Origin of the sequence: Photorhabdus bodei, from assembly GCF_003287735.1 — a bacterium.
GTDB lineage: Bacteria > Pseudomonadota > Gammaproteobacteria > Enterobacterales > Enterobacteriaceae > Photorhabdus > Photorhabdus kayaii.
In genome coordinates this window covers 55,987-75,801 of record NZ_NSCM01000001.1, presented here as the reverse complement: position 1 = coordinate 75,801, position 19,815 = coordinate 55,987, and the positions used below count along the sequence as shown (strand labels likewise).

4 protein-coding genes are annotated in these 19,815 nt (G+C 47.6%); all 4 read right to left on the bottom strand.

Annotation, left to right across the window (positions count from 1 at the left end):
* Positions 1–18: 18 nt before the first annotated feature.
* From CKY02_RS00270 to CKY02_RS00255, 4 genes are read right to left on the bottom strand one after another with little or no spacing between them, the layout of a single operon-like run.
* Entirely contained in the window at positions 19–822 is an 804-nt protein-coding gene (locus CKY02_RS00270; RefSeq protein WP_240001966.1) for a thioesterase II family protein, read from the bottom strand.
* Positions 822–1,919, bottom strand: coding sequence for a Gfo/Idh/MocA family oxidoreductase (locus CKY02_RS00265; RefSeq protein WP_112893777.1), 1,098 nt, complete (start codon positions 1,917–1,919; stop codon positions 822–824). Before CKY02_RS00265 ends, CKY02_RS00270 begins: the two co-directional genes overlap by 1 nt.
* Positions 1,916–13,636 (bottom strand): non-ribosomal peptide synthetase/type I polyketide synthase, encoded by an 11,721-nt coding sequence (locus CKY02_RS00260; RefSeq protein WP_112893776.1) that lies wholly within the window; start codon positions 13,634–13,636, stop codon positions 1,916–1,918. Before CKY02_RS00260 ends, CKY02_RS00265 begins: the two co-directional genes overlap by 4 nt.
* Positions 13,636–19,773: a non-ribosomal peptide synthetase gene (locus tag CKY02_RS00255; protein ID WP_112893775.1), complete on the bottom strand. Its 6,138-nt coding sequence runs from the start codon at positions 19,771–19,773 to the stop codon at positions 13,636–13,638. Before CKY02_RS00255 ends, CKY02_RS00260 begins: the two co-directional genes overlap by 1 nt.
* Between the last annotated feature and the right edge of the window lie 42 nt (positions 19,774–19,815).

The window sequence follows — 19,815 nt, the reverse complement described above, 5'->3', positions numbered from 1 at the left end:
GAACAGAAAAAGGTGCCATTATGCGAGCTCCTGTAAACAAACATATTGTATAAATTGTGTAACGTGGCGAATAAAATTCTCAGGTTCTTGAGTAATATAAAAATGGTCGCCTACAATCTCCTTGTAGCGATATGAAAGGTGTTGCTCTCCGTCTGCAAGCCATTGTTGCCACTGCTGAACTTCTATCGCGGAAGCCTCTTTATCTTCACTGCCATAAAGCAGCAATGTTGGTGTTTGCAGTTTTACCGCGTCAGTCTGAACGAGCCGGTGATAATGTTCCGTAGCAAGAAAATCAGCCCGTAGCATCGGCAAGAACAGCGCAAGCAAGCCGGGATCTTCTCGCAAAATCGGGCTACAACCGCCGATATCAATCAATTGTTCAATAAACTCATGATCAGGTAATCCGCTAAGTTGGCGGCGGGATTGAAGATGAGGTGCATGGCACCCCGAAAGCACCAGCGCCTTGGGTGAACAATTTTGTTGCTCAAGGCGTTGGCAAGTTTCAAAAGCAACTTGAGCCCCCATACTGTGACCGACAAGTATCAGGTTCTCTCTTTGTGCGGAGGTGAATGACACCATCAGGTCAGAAAGTGATTGCGCCAATGTCGCAATATTGGTGGCCGCCTTTTCCGTCATCCGACTGTCTCGTCCGGGGTAAATCACTAGTGAAACCGCTATATCTGAATTTTCTAGTGTGGACCAGTGGCGGAATGCACTGGTACTGCCCCCGGCAAAGGGGCAGATTAACAGCGTGTATTTGGGTTTGCCGTGAGTCGTCAGGCAAGGACGAATCATCGGGTGTGTAGGGAGTGCCCACGTCATCAACATTCTTCCTTAGTTAACATCAATTTTGCTGGCTCAATCCAAACAGGGGACGATAAATCCTGAGTAACAGGCTCTCCCATAATACGCAAAATTTGTTGCCATAAACCTGCTAACCGCAGTTGGTAATCGTAAGCAAAAGCCGGTGGGCAGAGGGCACCGTTCAATACAGAACCTAAGGTATTGAGCAGAAATGCCACACCTTTAGCACCATCACATTCAAATGCTGTCATCCAGTTTTTGGTTGCCGGACAAAGAATTTGTGATGTTGCTTGGTGCAGATAGTTATCATCCGGCTGGCTGGCATTCAGGTAGAGGCTTTGTTCGTTGTTCAGATGATCAGGTGCATGAAGAACGGGTGTCCAGATGACCGGCCCGTAACTGGCTTCCTGCGTAAGATAACCGACAGGCCAGATCAGCGTCATTTTATGCATTACCAGATTGTGCATATCGGGATCTCTCGGGTCCAGATAGGATTGCACGTTTAATGTTACTGTTGTCCCTGCGAAGCTAAGTTCAAAGCAATGAAACGCACTGCTTCGCTGACCGACATAGACTATCTCCATCTGTTCCGGACAGTGACATGCCTGTAACAACAGATCGAGAGCGGAAAATAGCAATTGGCGACTGGTTGTCAGATAACCACTTACCGGACGTTGCTGTGATAAGTGAGTGATTTGTCGCGCCGCATGTAACCAACTTCTTCCAGCATGACATTGGCTATAAAAGCTATTTACCCAAAACATTGCATCATGTTTGTTTGCGGTTAATTGATGTCTTTTAATGGCTTCGGCATCAAGGGGGTGTTCCTGAATGACAGAAATTCCACGCGCCAAAAGTGCCTGAGTGAGCTGATCGCCTTTGCCGCCAATAACCTCCGCCCGTATTACCACGCAGGCAATATCAATATCATCTGGTAGTTCATCCAGTGAGTGGAATAGGGGCACATTAAAATCACAGGCAAGTTGCTGCGAGCGAGCACTGCCCTGTGCCAAAATACCGGCTAATTCCAAACCAGACTGAGGTTGTAAGAACGCATTAAGATATAATTCGCCAAATTTCGAACCGACAATCAGAACCCGCCGTGACTTTATCATATGTTCTCCTTAACAAGATTAGTGGTTGGTACTGAATTCAAGATATCTTTCAGACAAGTAACCAATGAGCCAACATGTTCATGTTGGAACAAGGTGTAATGATCGCCCGCAAGTTGTGTCACATTGACTGGCCCAAAAGCCTGCCAGCCAAGATCGATTGAGGCGATAGTGGTTGGATCGAGATAATCCATAAAATCAGGTAGTGCCTGTGCTGCCCGTATAAGCCAGAAAGGCTGTGAAGTCTGCGGCGGACAGTAGTCAAGCAACGCATTCAGGTTATGACGCCACACGTCATAAAGTGCGGTCAGCGAGCTATCAATCTGGGCAGATTGCGGCAAGGCATCGTGCAACGCATTAAGGAAAGTCCTAGTATCGGCAGCGATAACATGATTATTCAGCGTCAGACCAGGGAATTGCCCCTGCAAATCGAGCAAGAAATGACGATGACAAAATGTTTCATTCAGCGTCAAATCGGTGCGCACATTTGGCGCAAAGCTGTCAATCAGGATACATTGAGAAACACTTTCACCCACCGCACGTAATTGATGAGCCATTTCATAAGCCACCAATCCACCGAACGACCATCCTGCCAAGGCATAAGGTCCTTGTGGCTGGAAAGCTCGGATTTGACTGATATAGTCAGCCGCCAACGCTGCCACAGAAGGAGTATCTGTATTTAAATTATCTGGCGAAAACGCCAACCCAATCATGCGTTGGTCACCGAAATTGGCTGCTAAATGACGATACCCCAACAGATGCCCACCAATAGGATGGACGATAAACAGGGCAGGTTGTTCAACGCTTCCCTCGTTCAATATCACCCCTTGGCAAGGGTTTTCTGGCTGATGTTCAATGAATTCAGCCAAAGAGTGTACGGTATCGTAAGTTTGTAACAGGCTGAGTGGATATTGACGGTCAAAAGTCTGATTGATTTTCACCATTAACCGTACCGCCGCCAGAGAGTCTCCACCTAACGTAAAGAAACTCTCATGCACACTGATAGCTTGTTGTTCCAATACTGATTGCCAAAGGTTCAACACAGCTTGTGCTGTCACACTGAGAGCAACCGACGATGCAAGATTGATTTCCTGTGCTGCCTCCTCAACCAAAACTGCCAATGCGCGTCTGTCAATTTTGCCGTTGTCGGATACAGGGATCGTATCAAGAATGATAAATCGCTGTGGACACATCCAGACGGGCAAGGTCTGTTGCAACCAATGAGGCAGAACCGGTAAAAGCTCTGTAGATAGCGGGGCTTCATCAGATAAACGCACACCCGCAACGAGTTGCAATGCACCGGTTGACGTAGTATGTGCAAACGCTAACGCTTGTTGTATATCCGGATGCTCGCATAAGCGGTGCTCGATCTCGCCTAACTCAATCCGATAGCCACGAATCTTAATCTGATGATCATTGCGTCCCAGAAACTCAATATTACCGTCTGGCCGCCAGCGCCCTAAATCACCAGTGCGGTATAACCGTTCACCGGTTTGAGGATGGGTAATAAAGGCTTGTGCAGTTTTTTCTAAATCAGCCCAGTAGCCTAGCGCTAACCCTTGTCCACCAATATAGAGTTCCCCCGTTACCCAAACCGGGCAGGGTGAAAGCGTTGCATTAAGCACATAGAAAGTCTGATTAGCCAGTGGTTTTCCATATGGAATGCTGTGCCAGTTTGGATCAACCTGAACGATAGGATAGGCAATAGACCAGATTGACGCTTCAGTTGCACCGCCCAAACTAAGAATATTCAGGGCAGGGTGAAGGGCAGATAATCTTTCTGGCAAACTGGTTGGTATCCAATCACCACTCATCAATATCCAGCGCAGACTCTCCAAGGAGTGCGGATAATCTCTGGCGTACTCCTCAAGCAGTTGGACAAATGCCGGAACAGAGTTCCAAACTGTGACTGATTCTTGTTGTAACCACGTCAATAACTTGTCAGGTTGTCGGCTGTCACCAGGAGAAGGAATAACTAGTTTTGCCCCACAACTTAAAGTACCGAACAGATCATAAACTGAAAGATCGAATGTCAATTCTGATATTGCCAGTACGCTATCGTGTTCATTGAGAGCAATACGTTGGTTAATATCAAGAATGGTATTAACCGCACCTTGATGATCTATCATCACGCCTTTCGGTTTGCCAGTAGAACCTGATGTGAAAATCACATAAGCCAAATCCTCAGGATGGGCAGACAAACGCTGTTCACCGGTATTTTTCGGCAAGCGGTTAAGTAATATTTCATCCAGAGAGATAACCTGCACACCATCAGGCCAACTCAGCTGTTGAGCAAACTTAGGTTGAGTCAATACAATATCAACTTCCCCTGATGCCAATAGCTGATGGATGCGTTGTTGCGGGTAGCCGGCATCAATAGGTAGATAAGCCCGTCCCGCCAATAAAATCGCTATAACCGCGATAATCTGTTCCCAACCTTTTTCCATCACCACGCCAATCAGAGGCGAATGCTGATTTTCTTGTGCTTGTAGATGGGCAGCCAGCGTCAGGCTTTGTGACCACAAAGTGCGGTAATCGATTTGACGATAAGCATCGACTACAGCGGTACGTTGTGGGTAGCGATTTACCGCCTGCTCAATTAACGAACAGATCGTATGGGGCGGAAATACATTCTTTGTCGCATTACTATCTTGGCACAAAATCCGATCACTTACCGGGAGCCACTCTGGAAGTAAGGTGCTCCATTGGTAATCGGGTTCAAGCAGGGCGACGACACTAGCTTGATAATGCGCAAACATGTTTTCTGCAACTTGTGGCTGGAACAGTTGCGGCAAAATTGCCCATTGAATGATAACGCCACCATCTGAACCGGAAATCAGCATACAGTCGAGATAAATATGCGGTGTTTGCGCACCAAAGAGATTCAGCGTTCCCAGCCCTGATGGCCCCTGGCCCGCAGTACCGGTTGTATCGTTGAACACAATCGGCATACCGGCGTTTAGATTGTGACGGTGCTGATTTTTCTCTCGGAGTACCAGTTGTCCGTCAAATAGAGCATGTTGCAGATCAGCTAACCACTGTTTCTGTATCCGACTTAGCGCGTCACTGAATCCTGTGCTATTGCGTAAATCCACTTCCAATAATGATGTAGTAGACAGATTTCCGACCAGCGTATCGCAATGTTGCGGCATTAACAGTCGGTTGCCATGCAGAACATTGATGGTGAAATGCTCGCTGTTGCTCCATACCGCTAGAATATGGGTGAATAACGTCAGCATAACCTGTGATGGTGAAGCTCGGTATTCTGCTGCACGTTGTTGCAAACGCCGCCATTGTTGCGGACTGATATATCCCGTCAGACATTGTTGATTAAGTTCTTGTGACTGATGATCTTTTAACGGTAACACCGGAGCATCAGGCAGATAAGGTAAGCGATTAAGCCAATATTGCCGGCTTTGTTGCCAGGCTTCCCCCGTTTTCTCATCTTCCAGTGCTTGAATATAGTCACTAATAGTCGCTGCCGGTGGTTCTGGCTGCCAGTTAGGTTCCTGATATCCGCGTTGCAAATCGCGTAGGATTAATGTCAGACTTTTGCCATCGGCAACCAGTAGGTCGATAGTCAAATGCAATAAACATACCCGGTCATCAGTACGATATAGCGTCAAATCAAACAGCGGCCAGTTATCGCTAGGAACACCTTTAGTGCGCAAGATATCGCGGGCATCAGCGAGTTTTGTCTCGCGTTGATCAGGCATCATGTTACGACAGTCAATTACCGTCGGGGTATAGCAGGGCACTTCCGGCAGAATATGATATTGCCCATCCTTCACATAGCCACGTAATTGCGCATGATGACTCACCACACGGTTCCAAGCTGTGGTAAAACGTGGCAGATCAAGATCGTTGATAGCCAATTCAGCGTAGAAATGCGCAATACCGTTACCAAATTGGAATAGCTGGCTTTCGCCTAACCAATAGGCATATTGCAACGCAGTCAGTGGAAGCGTCTGCTCCGATGCTGGCTTAGCCTCAAGTGGAACAGCCTGTGTAGTGGGTGTTGTTTCAACTATTCGCAAGGTGTGACAAAACTCACTCAACTTAGGATGTTCAAAAAGCTGTTGCAGATTTGCCTGTTCGTAACCTTGACGACGCAATTGCACCACCATTCGGGTAGCAATTAAGCTGTCACCGCCACTTTGGAAAAAGTCACTGTGGCGCTGTATTGGCTGAGGAAGCAGTGAACACCAGAGCGCGATTACCTGCTGCTCTATATCATGGAGCTGGTTATCCTCTGTTTCCGGTTGTACTGCTTCCAGAGTTGATCGCTGTGCTACGCTCTCTTTAGCGGTCATGATCAATGGTAATTGTTCTTGCTGTTGAACATGCAATGAATAAGGCAAAGTGGAAAATTGTGCCGCTATTTCACTGATATTGAGCCGTGTTTGCCGTTCAGCCCGCGCCAGAATCAGTTGTTGATGCAGTTCTGGTCCATCTTGCCCCGGCCATTCCAATGAAACCCGATAGCCGGATTTCTCCAAGCACTTACGCCAGTCCGCAAGCGCCATCAATGCACTATCGCCGCGATCATCACTCCAGGCATTAATGCCTTCAATAAAACCAACACTGGCGAGTTGCATCGCACTTTCGCGTTTCGTCGATTCAATAATCAGCAACCATCCACCGGTTTTTAGTAACCGTGACAGGCGTTGCAAGGTGTTTCGCAGATGGGTTGCATCATGTAACACGTTAACCGCCATAATCAGGTCATAACCGGATTCAGGATGCTGGCTAAAATCAATACTCTGATTAATATCGAACAGCGCAAATTTTACAGTTTCTCCATAATGATTGAGCAACTGGCGTGCATCATCCAGGAATAGCGGCGAAACATCGGTAAAGTGATAGCGTTCAATCGATTGTGCATTGTGCTTAAGCACCTTCGATGAGGTTGCTCCAGTTCCTGCACCGACTTCCAGTACAGTGAAATGATCAGATACTTGACTCAATTGCCGGACAATTTCAGCGGCAGTTTGGTTCAGGCATCGTAACGCTGGATTCTCACTATAGAGGCTGGCAGTGGTCTGTTTATCAGCAAACAGCAGTTCCAACGCATTACCTCGCCCGGCAAGCAGGGCATCATGTTGCTCGATACATGTTGCAACATAACGGCTAATCGTTTGACACCATACGGCATCGTCCAGTTTTGCTGTAGGTGCAAGAACATGAGTAAGCGGTTGCAGACAACGGTATCCATCAGCGTTTTTTTCAATCAATCCTTGGTTGTTTAATAACGTCAGCCATTGGGTAAGAAGACGCTGATACTGTGGTGCCAGTTGTAAACGTTGTTCAATCTCTGCACGAGAGTGACATTGCTGAGGATAAGTGAACAGATTATGACGCAGTAATGTCTGGCTCAGGCCAAATAACGCTTGCTGCTCAATGTGTTGCCAGGAGCGCTCAAATGCCTGTTGTTCAGCTAACTCAGGCAGCGGTAACTTATCAGTGTTTATTGCCAATGGTTCTGGTAGCGATAATGGCAAATTATCTTCCGCCACCAGCCATAAGTTATAACCTTGCGTGTCGTCCTGACGTGGCTGAATTTCCGCCAACCGTACTTCAGGTTTAGTACGCAAATATTGTTCAGCTTGATGCAATTCAGGTTGTTGCGGCCAGAAGTTATAACGTGCATGACCGGAAGGGGGGATATGAAGATCATAATGTTCTATGCAGTCAGGCTGATGGCAAATTTGCACTAACAGAGCATTATAAGCGGCAAATAGTGCTTCAATAACCCCCGGTGCCAATACATCATCCATGCAGTACCAGTTAAACAGTAAATCATCATCCACTTCCATGACCTGATGATCCAGCCAGACTTGCGGGGTTTGACTCAGAACAAAGACTGGATCACCCAGTAACTGAGTGATGGATTGTTTAATGGCGACGCCTTCTTGTGCCATTCCCAACATGCTGGTGAAAACTACCGGCGTCAGCGGTTGCCTGCTTTGAGCTTCACCATTTTGTTGGCGGCCAAGTTCTCGCAACACCTCAACGCCATTGACATAGTTGTGGCTCAGTCGTTGCCACAGCAAAGCTTGTGTTTTCTCCATGCTGGCACGCAAGGAGGTTATTTTGCGTAAATCAAAATCCATCAACATAACTGAGGTAAAATCACCAATCAGATCTTGAACCTCTGGATGGAAAGGTTGCCGGTTAAAGAATGTCAGGTTGAGAGTAAACAGCGGATGACGGCTATACCATTCCAGAGTATGAGCAAACAGCGTCAGCAGACCGGCAGAAGGAGTCACGCCCCATTGTTGCCAGCGTTGTTTAAGCATTTGCCAATCAGATTGTGCTAATCGACCTTCATAAGTTGTGAATTGAGGCTGACTACGCTGGGGCAGTTGTGGATTCAGCGGTAATCTTGGCGCCGGAGGCAATGAAGGTAATTGTTCCTGCCAATATGCCCATGATGCCTGCCACTCTTTATTTGCCCGTTGAGCTTGCTCCGCCATCACATAGTCACGGAAAGTAAACACCTGCGGGATCAGGGGTTGCTGGTGGTAAGCGCGTTGCAAATCGTCCATCATGATCCGGAAACTCTGTACGTCAAACTGCAACAGATCCAGATTCATATGTAAGCGACAACGTGCATTCGTTAGCAGAGAAACAGAAACTTCAAACAACGGCCACTGTTCTGCTGGCGGGACTTGGTAAGAAAGCGTATGACGACGCTGAACCAGCGCCTGTAGGCAAGCGGTTTCATCCAACATCCGCAAATCATCTTGTGATAACACATACCAAGGCGTTTCAGGCAAAACTCTTTGTTGTCCGTCTTCATCCACGACCATGCGCAACATGCCATGACGCTGAATTAAAGCATTCCATGCCTGTTCAAAACGCGGAATATCAAAACTATCCAGTGTCAAATCCCATTCAAATAGGACGTGACACGCGACACCGCCGAAATCAATGGCCTGAGTACGACCAATCCAGTAAGCGTGCTGAATGGGTGTTAACGGGAATGGAGCATGACGTTGGGCGCTGTCAATAATGATCTCAGGCTGAGAACAGGTTACTGGTTGTTCAGGTAATGCGTCGCCAATAAGCCGATTAAGCCCCTCTAAAGTCATATTCTGATAAGCCAACTCGGCAGTTAATCTGAAACCAAATTGCTGGTGGATCACCGCATTTAGCTCCAGGAACAGCAGGGAATCCAAACCAAATTGCAGTAAGTCCTGTTGCGGTGCCAAACATTCAGGCTGTTCTAATCGTAGCAATACAGCAATACGTTGACGCAACCAATTAAGCCGTTCTTCACTGTCCTGATACAGCGTGTTATCGACAGAGTGTGAAAGAGCTGGGGTTGCCACTGGATGGATATGAGCAGTGTCAGCCTGTAAACGTCGCGAAATATCAGGATGATGCTCATCTAACCGTATTGCCAGATAGCAAGGAGATGCGGTACGCAGAGATTGATTAAAATGCCAGATACCTTCATTGACGCTGAACGGTAACATGCCATCTTGTGCCAATTTTTCCACTAATCGCCGCTCGCGGGCCATACCAACGCCACCCCAAACACCCCAAACCAGTGTTTTTACCACCAACGGACTCGGTGCTGTCAGCGCCAAAGATTCCAGGTAAGCATTGGCAACGGCATAAGCACCTTGCCCTTGAGCACCTAACATTGATGCGGCAGAAGAATGAAGCAACAGATAGTGTGCATTATGTTGCTTAAGAGCAATTTGCAATGCCGATGCACTTAGGGCTTTTATCGATAACATTTGTGACAGACGTTGAGGTTCAAGTTCTGCCAACTGGGTGTGATCAGCGATACCCGCCGCATGAATCGCCCCGGCGATACCATCCTCTTGTGCCAGCGTCCGCACTGAATTTAACAAAGCTGGCGTATCAGTAACATCAACGTTAATCCAGCGGATCTCACATTCAATATTCAGTGATAACTCTTGAACAAAAGCATCCCAATCCGCATGTTGACGACGGGCAAATACCGCGATTCTACGTGCACCTTGAGCCAACAACCAACGGATGGAAATCTGACCAATTCCGCCCATTCCCCCAGTCACGATATGCCAACCCTGATGAGGAATCGACATCGGCTGTTGAGAAAGCAGTAAGGATTGACGTTGTAAAACGGGTACCGAGACTTGGTTGCCACGTATTCTCAGCCAACGGTTATGTTCACTTAAATATCCAAGCGCTAATGACAAAGCGTCAGCATCGTTGATATCAGCAATATCAATCGCTTGAATACGACGATGGGGATATTCTTCAACTGCGACACGTAACAATGCCCAGACAGCATATTGAGCTGGATTGATATTCTCTGGTGATAAGGTGGTTTCCGGTTGAGCGCCACAGGTGACAACGGTTAATGGTATTTCTTCATCACGTTTTAGTTCGGTAATAACTTGATTGCATAATTCAAGTACATCACTGCCAGTAAGCAGCAATAAGATATTTCCGCTTTCTGGCTGTAAATGAATACCCGCCTGACACCAATGATTAACTATCTCGTCATTCTCAGTTGAAGAACGGAGAGTATATGCCGTTGAAGATCTTGGGTTATCTGTGATGTTTATTGTACGCCAGTGTAGGGCATAGTGGGTATCGGGACACGGTTGTGGTGCGGGAAGCCATGAGTTGGTTGCAGCTTGTGTTGATACAAACTGACGCGGCAGATCGCAACGATCGCTTAACAGGGCAAATAGACGCTCACCCGCATAAATCAAAGCAGGGAAAGCAGTGAGTAAACGTGCCTCTAATAATCTGCGTTTGGCATATGGCAGGGGACGATCAGGACGATACATTTTACTTGTTGTTGGCCCAAAAACTTCCCGGTAATAACCTTGCTGGACGCAATAGGTTAACAATTGTTCCAACAAAGGGCGCCAACGAGGTTGCAGACGGCCAGCCCGAATAGTGTCGATAGCACTGAAACCTTGTTCAGTATCACGCCCATGACATTGATATACCAATGCATCGGTATACAACTCACGTAGTGTTGCAGCATCGGGGTTTTGCTCAATGGCAGGATCGAGCAAAGCATTTACATCAAGTCCAGAATTGATATTGGTTGTGGGCTGCACAGATTTGGTTGCAGGGAAGCGATAATGCTGCTCATCAAATGGATAGAGCGGAGCATGACATTTTTCCCCAGTAAGCGAGAAAAGATGCGGCCAGTCAAGATGCACACCAGCACAGTAAAGTTGCATAAGAGCCGTTTGCTGAGTTGTCTCTGGAGAGCCTTGACGCTGTACGCTAGCAATCCAGGTTTCCTGTGGCAGACTGACACGCCGCCCGATGCCAGTTAATTGTGCATCAGCCCCCATCTCCATGAATAATGTCACCCCTTGCTGGCGAGCAAATTCAACCGCCGGGTAATAGCGTACGGTCTGACGCATATGGTTACGCCAGTAGTCCGGTGAACCTAATTGTTCAGCCGTTGCAATATTGGCTGTCAGGGTAGAAATCAGCGGAATTTCCCCCAATGTAGGTTGCAACTGGCTACAACGCAGAGAAAACGCCTCCAGTACGCCATCAAGCATGGCTGAATGTGCTGCACAGGCAACGTTTAGACGTTGGCAACGAATCTGCTGTTGTTCCAGACGTTGCGCCAAAGTAGCAATTTCCGTCGCTGTACCGGCCCAAACCCAGTGTTGTGGGCCATTGCAAACCGCCAAATCTAATGCCAGCGAACGAACGAACGGAAGTACTTCTTCTTCATTGGCAAAAACCGCCAGCATTGCGCCCCCTTGGGAGCAGCTTTGCATCAGTTTGCCTCGTACCGCAACGAGCGGCATCACCTGTTCAGGTGTGAGAATCCCGGCAACAACGGCAGCGGCAAATTCGCCAACCGAGTGCCCCAATACATAATCAGGCTTCAATCCAAGCGCCCGCCAATGTGCCGCCAGTGCAATCTGATGCGCCACAATTGCCGGTTGTGCGTATTCTGTGGTGGCTAATGCGGCATCATGCTCTCCGAACATCACGGCTTTTAATGGCAATGCCAACTTTGATGCACAGGCTGCACAGCAACGATCCAACATAGCGGAAAAAACAGGAGAGCTGGCATACATTGCTTTTCCCATGCCAGACCATTGGCAACCTTGGCCGCTAAATTGCCAAAGTTGCTTACTTTCGCTGTTGATTTGCCCACTGAAAACATTTTGTGTTGGTTTCTTGTTGGCAAAAGCGGATAAATTTGCAGCACTCTGTGGCGTTAGCGTCAACGCTAAACGCCAAGGTAATGAAAAATCACGCCCCTGTAATGCGGTCCATGCCAAATCTGCATGATGCTCTGGTGCACCATTGAGCGCAGCCGCATAACGTTGGGCCAATTGACGTAATGAAAATTCAGAAGCAGCAGAGAGCAATAAAGGCGAAGTCTGCGCATGATGGACACGGTGACGACGTAATTTTTCTGGCAATGATTGCACGACGACATGACAGTTAGTACCACCAATACCAAACGAAGAGACGCCCGCGGTACGTAATGCTTGTGTCCAGCGTTGCCCTTGTGTTGCCAGCTTGAATGGACTTTGTTCCAACCGTAAAACTGGGTTGGGTTGCTGAACATTGATCGTCGGTGGAATATGCCCATGCCAAACAGACAGAACCGCTTTAATCAAGCTAGCAATGCCGGCAGCCGTATCAAGATGGCCCATATTGCTTTTCACTGAGCCAAGATAACAAGGCGGTACCGCCACACTACGGTCAGAAAATATGCTGCGTAACGCGTCGACTTCTATCGGATCGCCAAGAGGCGTTCCTGTGCCATGTGTCTCGATCATCCCAACATCATCAACACTGACATCCGCCAGTTGAAGTGCTTCGATAATAACGTTGCGCTGACCGTTAACCGAAGGGGCAGTAAAGCCAACTTTCTCATTGCCGTCATTATTAATTGCGCTGCCACGTAGCACAGCCATGATGGGATCGCCATCGCGCAGAGCATCACTCAAGCGTTTTAGCGTGACAACACCAACGCCATTGCCACCATAGGTGCCATTTGCTTGGCTATCAAAAGGGCGACAATGCCCATCAGGGGAGAAGATCATTCCCGGCTGATACAAGTAACCACTTTCTTGCGGGAAAGAAACTGCCACACCACCAGCCAACGCCATGTCACACTCACCGGCACGCAGGTTTTCACAAGCTATATGTACGGCAACCAGTGAACTTGAACACGCTGTTTGTACCGTCAGTGCCGGGCCTTTTAGGTTTAATTTATAAGCGGTACGTGTCGCAAGATAATCTTTATCGTTACTGATTAACGCTTGAAGCCCTTTAACTTTGCCAACATCAGTCATGGAAAATTGTGACCATGAAGGCCAAGTACTGACTCGGCTACTACCAAAAACACCGGTTTTCAACGGGACATGGCGTGGTGCATAACCAGCATGCTCAAGGGCATGCCAGGCAGTCTGGAGAAAAAGACGCTGTTGAGGATCGAGCATCTCCGCTTCCTGACGTGAATAACCAAACAGCGAGGCGTCAAATTGTTCCGCCTTCTCTAATATCGCTGCCCGATTGACAAAATTTTCACTCTCAATAACTTCAGGAGGAATACCTGCATCTAATAATGTTTGACGGGAGAGTGGAACAGTACACTCAACTCCGTGTTGCAGGTTATGCCAGAAAGTATTGCTATCTGGTGCCTGCGGGAAGCGGCAGGCAAGGCCAATCACTGCGATAGGATCGCAATTATCGTAGTGAGGTGTTAAATCAGTCATTATGCAGCTCCTTTATGACGTTTTTCCCGTTGTTGCAAACGCTTTTGTTGTTGACGCCGACGAGGGGTAATCGACTGGCGATTTCCGTCGTGGGGATCCTTCCGGCAGCGCAAACTGAGCGTCTCTGCTGTTGGATAAGCAAATAAATCAGTCACGGCAAGATGATAAAAACCCGCATGTTGTAATTTGCTATGCAATTGAATTAGCTGTAGCGAGCTGGCTCCTGCCTCAAAAAAGTTTTGTTGTGCGTTAATAGGATGATTTGTTATAGACAAGAACAGGCGTTGAATTTCGCTGCATATTTGTGGGTCATATCCCGCTGAACGCAGTGATGGCGCAATGGTAACAGCAGTATTTTCAACCATCACGGATTGCTGGCGTGGCATCAGTTGTTCCAGTACCGCATGCCAACTTTCTGGCTGTGCCGCAAGGGTACGCAACAGCGTCATGTAGCTATTGAACATGTTTTGCAACTGACGCGGTTCAAACAATTCTTCGACAGCATCCCAATTTAGACAAAGTTCATTATCAGATTCATAAACCTGGTGATCCAACCAGATTTGTGGCGTTTGGGAAATACCCCAAACGGGTTTCATCCATGATGAATGCGAAAGAAATTGCCCTTGGTGTGTTCCCAATGCACTGGTGAAAACGACCGGCATAATGGCCGCATCGGGGCTACGGCTCTGTGCCAATTCACGCATCACTCTAATTGCTGAAATGTGACGGTGATCCAGATCCTGCCAGAGCTGTTGTTGCAATCTACGGGCACTTGATAACCAATTTTTCTTCGGGTGCCAGGCCAGTAATGACAGAGAAGTGAAATCACCCAGAATGTGATTAATATCTTCATGCCAGTGCGGACGATCGAAAAGGGTAAGGTTGAGCGTTAGCTCCGGTTTAGTACTGAATGCGGAAAGAACCGCTGCATAAGCCGCAATTAATAGCGCGGAAGGCGTTATCTGATAAGGCGCTGCATGTTGTTTTAACTGGCTCCATTCATATGCAGATAACCGATCGCTATAGCGCACAAAACGTGGGGATTGAACCTCTTCCGGGGCAATACGCAGTGGCAATTGTGGTGCCAGTGGTAATGTTTTCACTTGCTCCTGCCAATATTGCAGCGAATGCCGGTGCGTCGGCATTTGCTGCTGGCGTAACACACAATCCCGGAATGTCACTTTCAATGGTGGCAATTCATGTTGCTCGTCGAGATAGAGCTGTTCTAATTCGGCCAGCAATATCCGCATGCTCAACCCGTCTAATAGCAGATTATCCAGACTGACAAATAGCCGGGAGATAATTCCATCATCTTGCGCAAGCTGGAAATCGAATACCGGCCAGTTGCCGGCATCTAATACCTGATGTGAAAGCTGTTCACGTAATGTGTCGGCCTGCGTAATATTGGTGAATTGATGTTGTTTGACAGAGAACTGCGGGACATTTTCTAATACCTGTTGCTGCCCATTAACAACCACGGTTCTCAGCATTGGATGACGCTGAATCAGACGATTTAGCACCCGATTTAAACGTTGAACATCTAATTGCTCTATCCGGTATTCAATAAAGAAATGCGCGCCAACACCACTTAAAGCGAAACCCGGATGGCGCCCGACCAAATAAGCCTGCTGAACTTCCGTGAGTGGGAAAGGGTGGTATTCATTTTGCTCTTTCGGCAGAGCACACTCTGCTGATGAGGTTTCAGCCAGAGGAACCAGCGTAGCCGCAAATGTAGCTAATTGTGGGTTACGGAAAAGATGGCCCAGTTCACCTTTGAAGCCTTGTTGTGTCAGTTCACCAACCAAGCGTGTAGCCAGAAGACTGTCTCCACCAAGTTGGAAAAAGTCACTGTCACGGCCCAGTTGCTCTGTATTGAGCAAACGTTGCCAAATGTCAGCAACGGTTTGTTCAACTGCATTTAACAAAACCACTTCATTCCGGCGTGATGATGTCTCTGTTTTTGTCGCAGACTGTAGTTCTTGCGACAGCGCCTTACGATCAATTTTGCCGTTAGGTGTCAGTGGCAGGCGAGGAATGATATGCAAGCGCTGTGGAATCATATATCCCGGCAGATGTTGTGCCAGAACAGACTTAATTTTTTCCCGATCTGGAATGGTGACACTGTCACTTGACCGCATCAATAACACATTAAGGTTACCGATGGTAATTGGCGTTTCAGCCTGTAATGGCAATCGTTGTGATAATAGCGATAACCACTGTGACGCAGAACGTAATTGAATACCTTGAGGTGAAAGCAATTCAGTCGTAATCAGGGAGAGAGACGATGCCTGTTGCAACTCCATTACCAATATCAACGCGCCAGGTTGAGCAAGGGGTACCAATTCCTTGACACAACATGCGGGATCTTCTTCCCGATGTAATACGTTATTCAGCAGAATAATATCAGCCTGATGTTGCAGCGATTCAGGAACTTGTTCAGGCCAACGTTGTTCAGACCAATATTGTACTGATGCATGAACATAACCGCTCAGCCGTGTTCGCGCCTGATTGACCAGTGCTTGAGAACGTTCAAAGCCGAGATAACAGAGGTGCTGATCAGTAATATGCTCAGCCAACCACTGCGCACAGCGACCGCTGCGAGCATCAAACTCCATCAAAGTCACGGGGCGTTGTAATCGCTGAGAAAGGGCAGTGATGACCTGTTGCAACCCTGCTAACCACTGCTGGGTTTCTGGCAATACAAACAGTTGTTGTTCCGGTGCGAATTGCGGATCGTCAAGTAATGCGATCGCCGTCTGTTGCCCGGTAAGAACATCATGTAACACAGCATGCCAACGTTCCGGGATACCTATCGCCTCATTATTGGATGTAGCAGGTAACCATCCGGCCTGATATATATGCTGTGTAGATTCAACTAGTACCTTACATTGACAAAGATATGCCAACATACAGGCAAACCAGTCATGGTATTCCGGTTGGGGCTGATAGCGCTTCAAGCAATCTGTCAATGATTGCGGTGAAGTAAAGGTAATACCGTGACGAGATAGATGTTCCAGCAGGAACATTGCAACTTGAGGTCCACTGTTATCCGTGGTTATTGCGTGCGTTGCAGGGAACAGTTCGCGATAGCCAGCCGGTAACTGAGGCGCACGATTTATCCGTTGGCATAAAGAATCACCATCCAATTCAAGGAACGCCACTAGCGACTTCTCTTTTTCGCCACTGGCGAGTGCCACCCCTTTACTGATTCCGATTACCTGATTAAGTGCCGCATCAATTTCTCCCAACTCAATTCGATAACCACCAATTTTTACCTGACTATCACGACGTCCCAGAAATTCAAGCCAGCCCTCAGGATGGTAACAACCTAGATCACCGGTGCGGTACCAGCGTTCCCCTTGATCGACAACAAATTGAGCGGAAGTGCGTTCTTCATCATTAAAGTAGCCTAATGCGACACCGGCACCACCAATCCAAAGCTCACCGACAACCCAGTCAGGACAATCACGGCCATCTTCACCTACGACACGGTAACGCTGGTTAGCTAAAGGATAGCCATACGGAATGGAGCGCCACTGTGCTTCAACTTCTTTGACGATATATTCGTTTGACCAAATAGCCGCTTCTGTTGCACCACCCATTGCACTCAAAACACCATCAGGATTGAAGGCGCGGTAACGTTCAGGCAGTGACAAGCCAATCCAGTCCCCGGACAACATCACAGTACGAAGTGCTTTCGGCGCATCGACCTCCATGCCTTCGCAATAGGTCAGTAACATATCGAACAGTGCGGGCACACTATTCCACAACGTCACATGATGACGCGCGATCAACATTTCCCAGGTTGATGGGTCACGACGCTGTGCTTCATTAATTAATACCAGCGCACCTCCCGCGGTGAGAATACCGAAAATGTCATAAACGGAGAGGTCGAAATGTAGAGCAGAGAGTGCCAATAACCGGTCGCTACTTTGGACCTGATGACGGCGATTAATATCCAAACAGGTATTGAGTGCGCTCTGGTGGCTGATAACGACTCCTTTTGGCATACCGGTTGAACCAGAGGTATAGATGATATAAGCCGGATCAGTAACCGCACGCTTAACCATGTTTGCCAAAGGTGGCCATTGCTCATCCTGATGCCAGGAAACACAGTGTACATCTTGTGACCAGTCATCATTGTGTTTTTCAAGATCAATGTGTTGTTCAGGATCAATGATAACGACACGAATTCCAGCACTTTCGCAGATAGCACGACGTCGGTTTACTGGCTGATCAACAGGAACCGGTACATAAACGCCGCCGATATAAAGTATCGCCAATACCGCAACAATTTGTCCAACGCCTTTTTCCATGCTAATGGCAACCCGATCTCCCGGTATAACCGACATTTTTTGCAACACGGTTGCTAACCAGCGAGCGGCCAAACTTAATTCACCATAACTGATTTCCTTATTATTAGTCACCAAAGCAACAATATTTGGTGTACGTTCTGCCTGCAAAAACACACCTTCATGCAGAAGGGCATCCGGCAAAGGTTCAGTTGTGTCATTGATCTGATACCGAAGCTGGTATTGTGATTTAGGCATCAGATCCGGTAATTCTTTACTCCACTGTGTGGCGTTTTCCGTTAGATGTTCAATGAACCCCTGATAAGCGGTAAATAAGGTATCCATTAACCCATCAGGGAAGAGTTCATCGTTACTATCCCACTGAATATTCAGCGTGTTTTCATGTTCAAATGCAACGAAATCCAGCCATACCTGAGGTGTTTGTGATATTCCCCAACTTGGTTTTCCCAGAACATCACGGGTATTTTCACCATATAAAGGTCGGCCTAAATTGCTGGTAAACACAATTGGCGCGCCATATGGATGACTACCGCGTTTTTTAAGTTCACGTAAAACTTCCACACCAGACCAATGGCGGTGTTCGTAAGCTTCGGCAAATGTTGCCTGCGCATCTTTAGCGAGTTGGCAGAACGGCAAATTATCAGCAGGAATATCTAATAGCAGAATATTAGTAAAGTCGGCCAGCAGGCTATCAACTGCGGTGTGCAACAGCGCTCTATCAAACAATGTCAGGTTAAACAACAGGCGGGGGGCATGATTCCAGCGACATAATAAACCAGCAAATGCGGTCGCCAATGCCATCGTTGGCGTAACACCGTTTTGTTGAGCAAGTTGTTTAAAACGTTGCCAATGTTCAGGAGCCAAGCGGAAACATCTGCGCTGAATGCGGACGTTTTTTATTAGGGATGGATCCTTAGCCAAAGGGAGTTGCGGGGCAGGGGGAAGGATATCTAACCGGTTACGCCAGAATATCTCTGCTTCTTGTCGAGCCTGCGCGAATTGAGCCTGATATTGCGCTAAATAGCTGCAAAAATCGTAGTCGGAAGGGATAACAGGCAGATTACGTTTAACAATTAATGCCGCCAGTTCAGTAAAGAACAGGCTAAAACTAGCGGCATCCATGATCAGCAAATCAATATTAGCGTGCAACCGGTGCTGATTCTCACCAAACAGACTTAGCTGAATATCGAACGTTTCCCCTTGCTCAACCTGTAATACCCGATGGCTTAGTTGTTCACGTATATTATTCAGCGCTTGTTGCTGTTCTTCTGCTGTCAAGCTGCGCAGGTCATGAACCGTTAATTTTTTCCAATAAGCATCAGCCATCCCTTGCTGGCGACCATCGGGCAAAAACCGCACTCGTAACATCGGATGTCGCTGAATCAACCTATGAATTGCCGCTTCCAGTTGTTCAGGTTCCAACCCGATACCGTCAAATTCTTGATATAAATGGCAACCTACTCCTCCCAACGTCTGCTCTGGCGAACGCCCAACAAAATAAGCATGTTGTACTGCGGTCAGCGGGAACGGACGAGCATCTGTAATCAGTGGCTGCGCTGCGTCAGGCTTAAGTGCTGTGTGAGTAACAGGCGCATGACGTTGCAGAAGCTGGCTCCAGGCATACAGTGTGGGTTTTTGATAAAGTTCACGAAGGGTGACGCGATATCCTTGACGCCTCAACTGGTTTAACAATGCCATCATTTGCATTGAGTCCAGCCCTTTGCGAATTAAATCATCACTATCATCCACCAGTGTATTTTTTTGAGTAAACAGGCCAGATATGATCTGACGCAGTGAATCTGGAGAGACAAGATCCTTGTGCATGAAGATATCCTATAAATAATGACGGTTATAAAACGGGGGGGG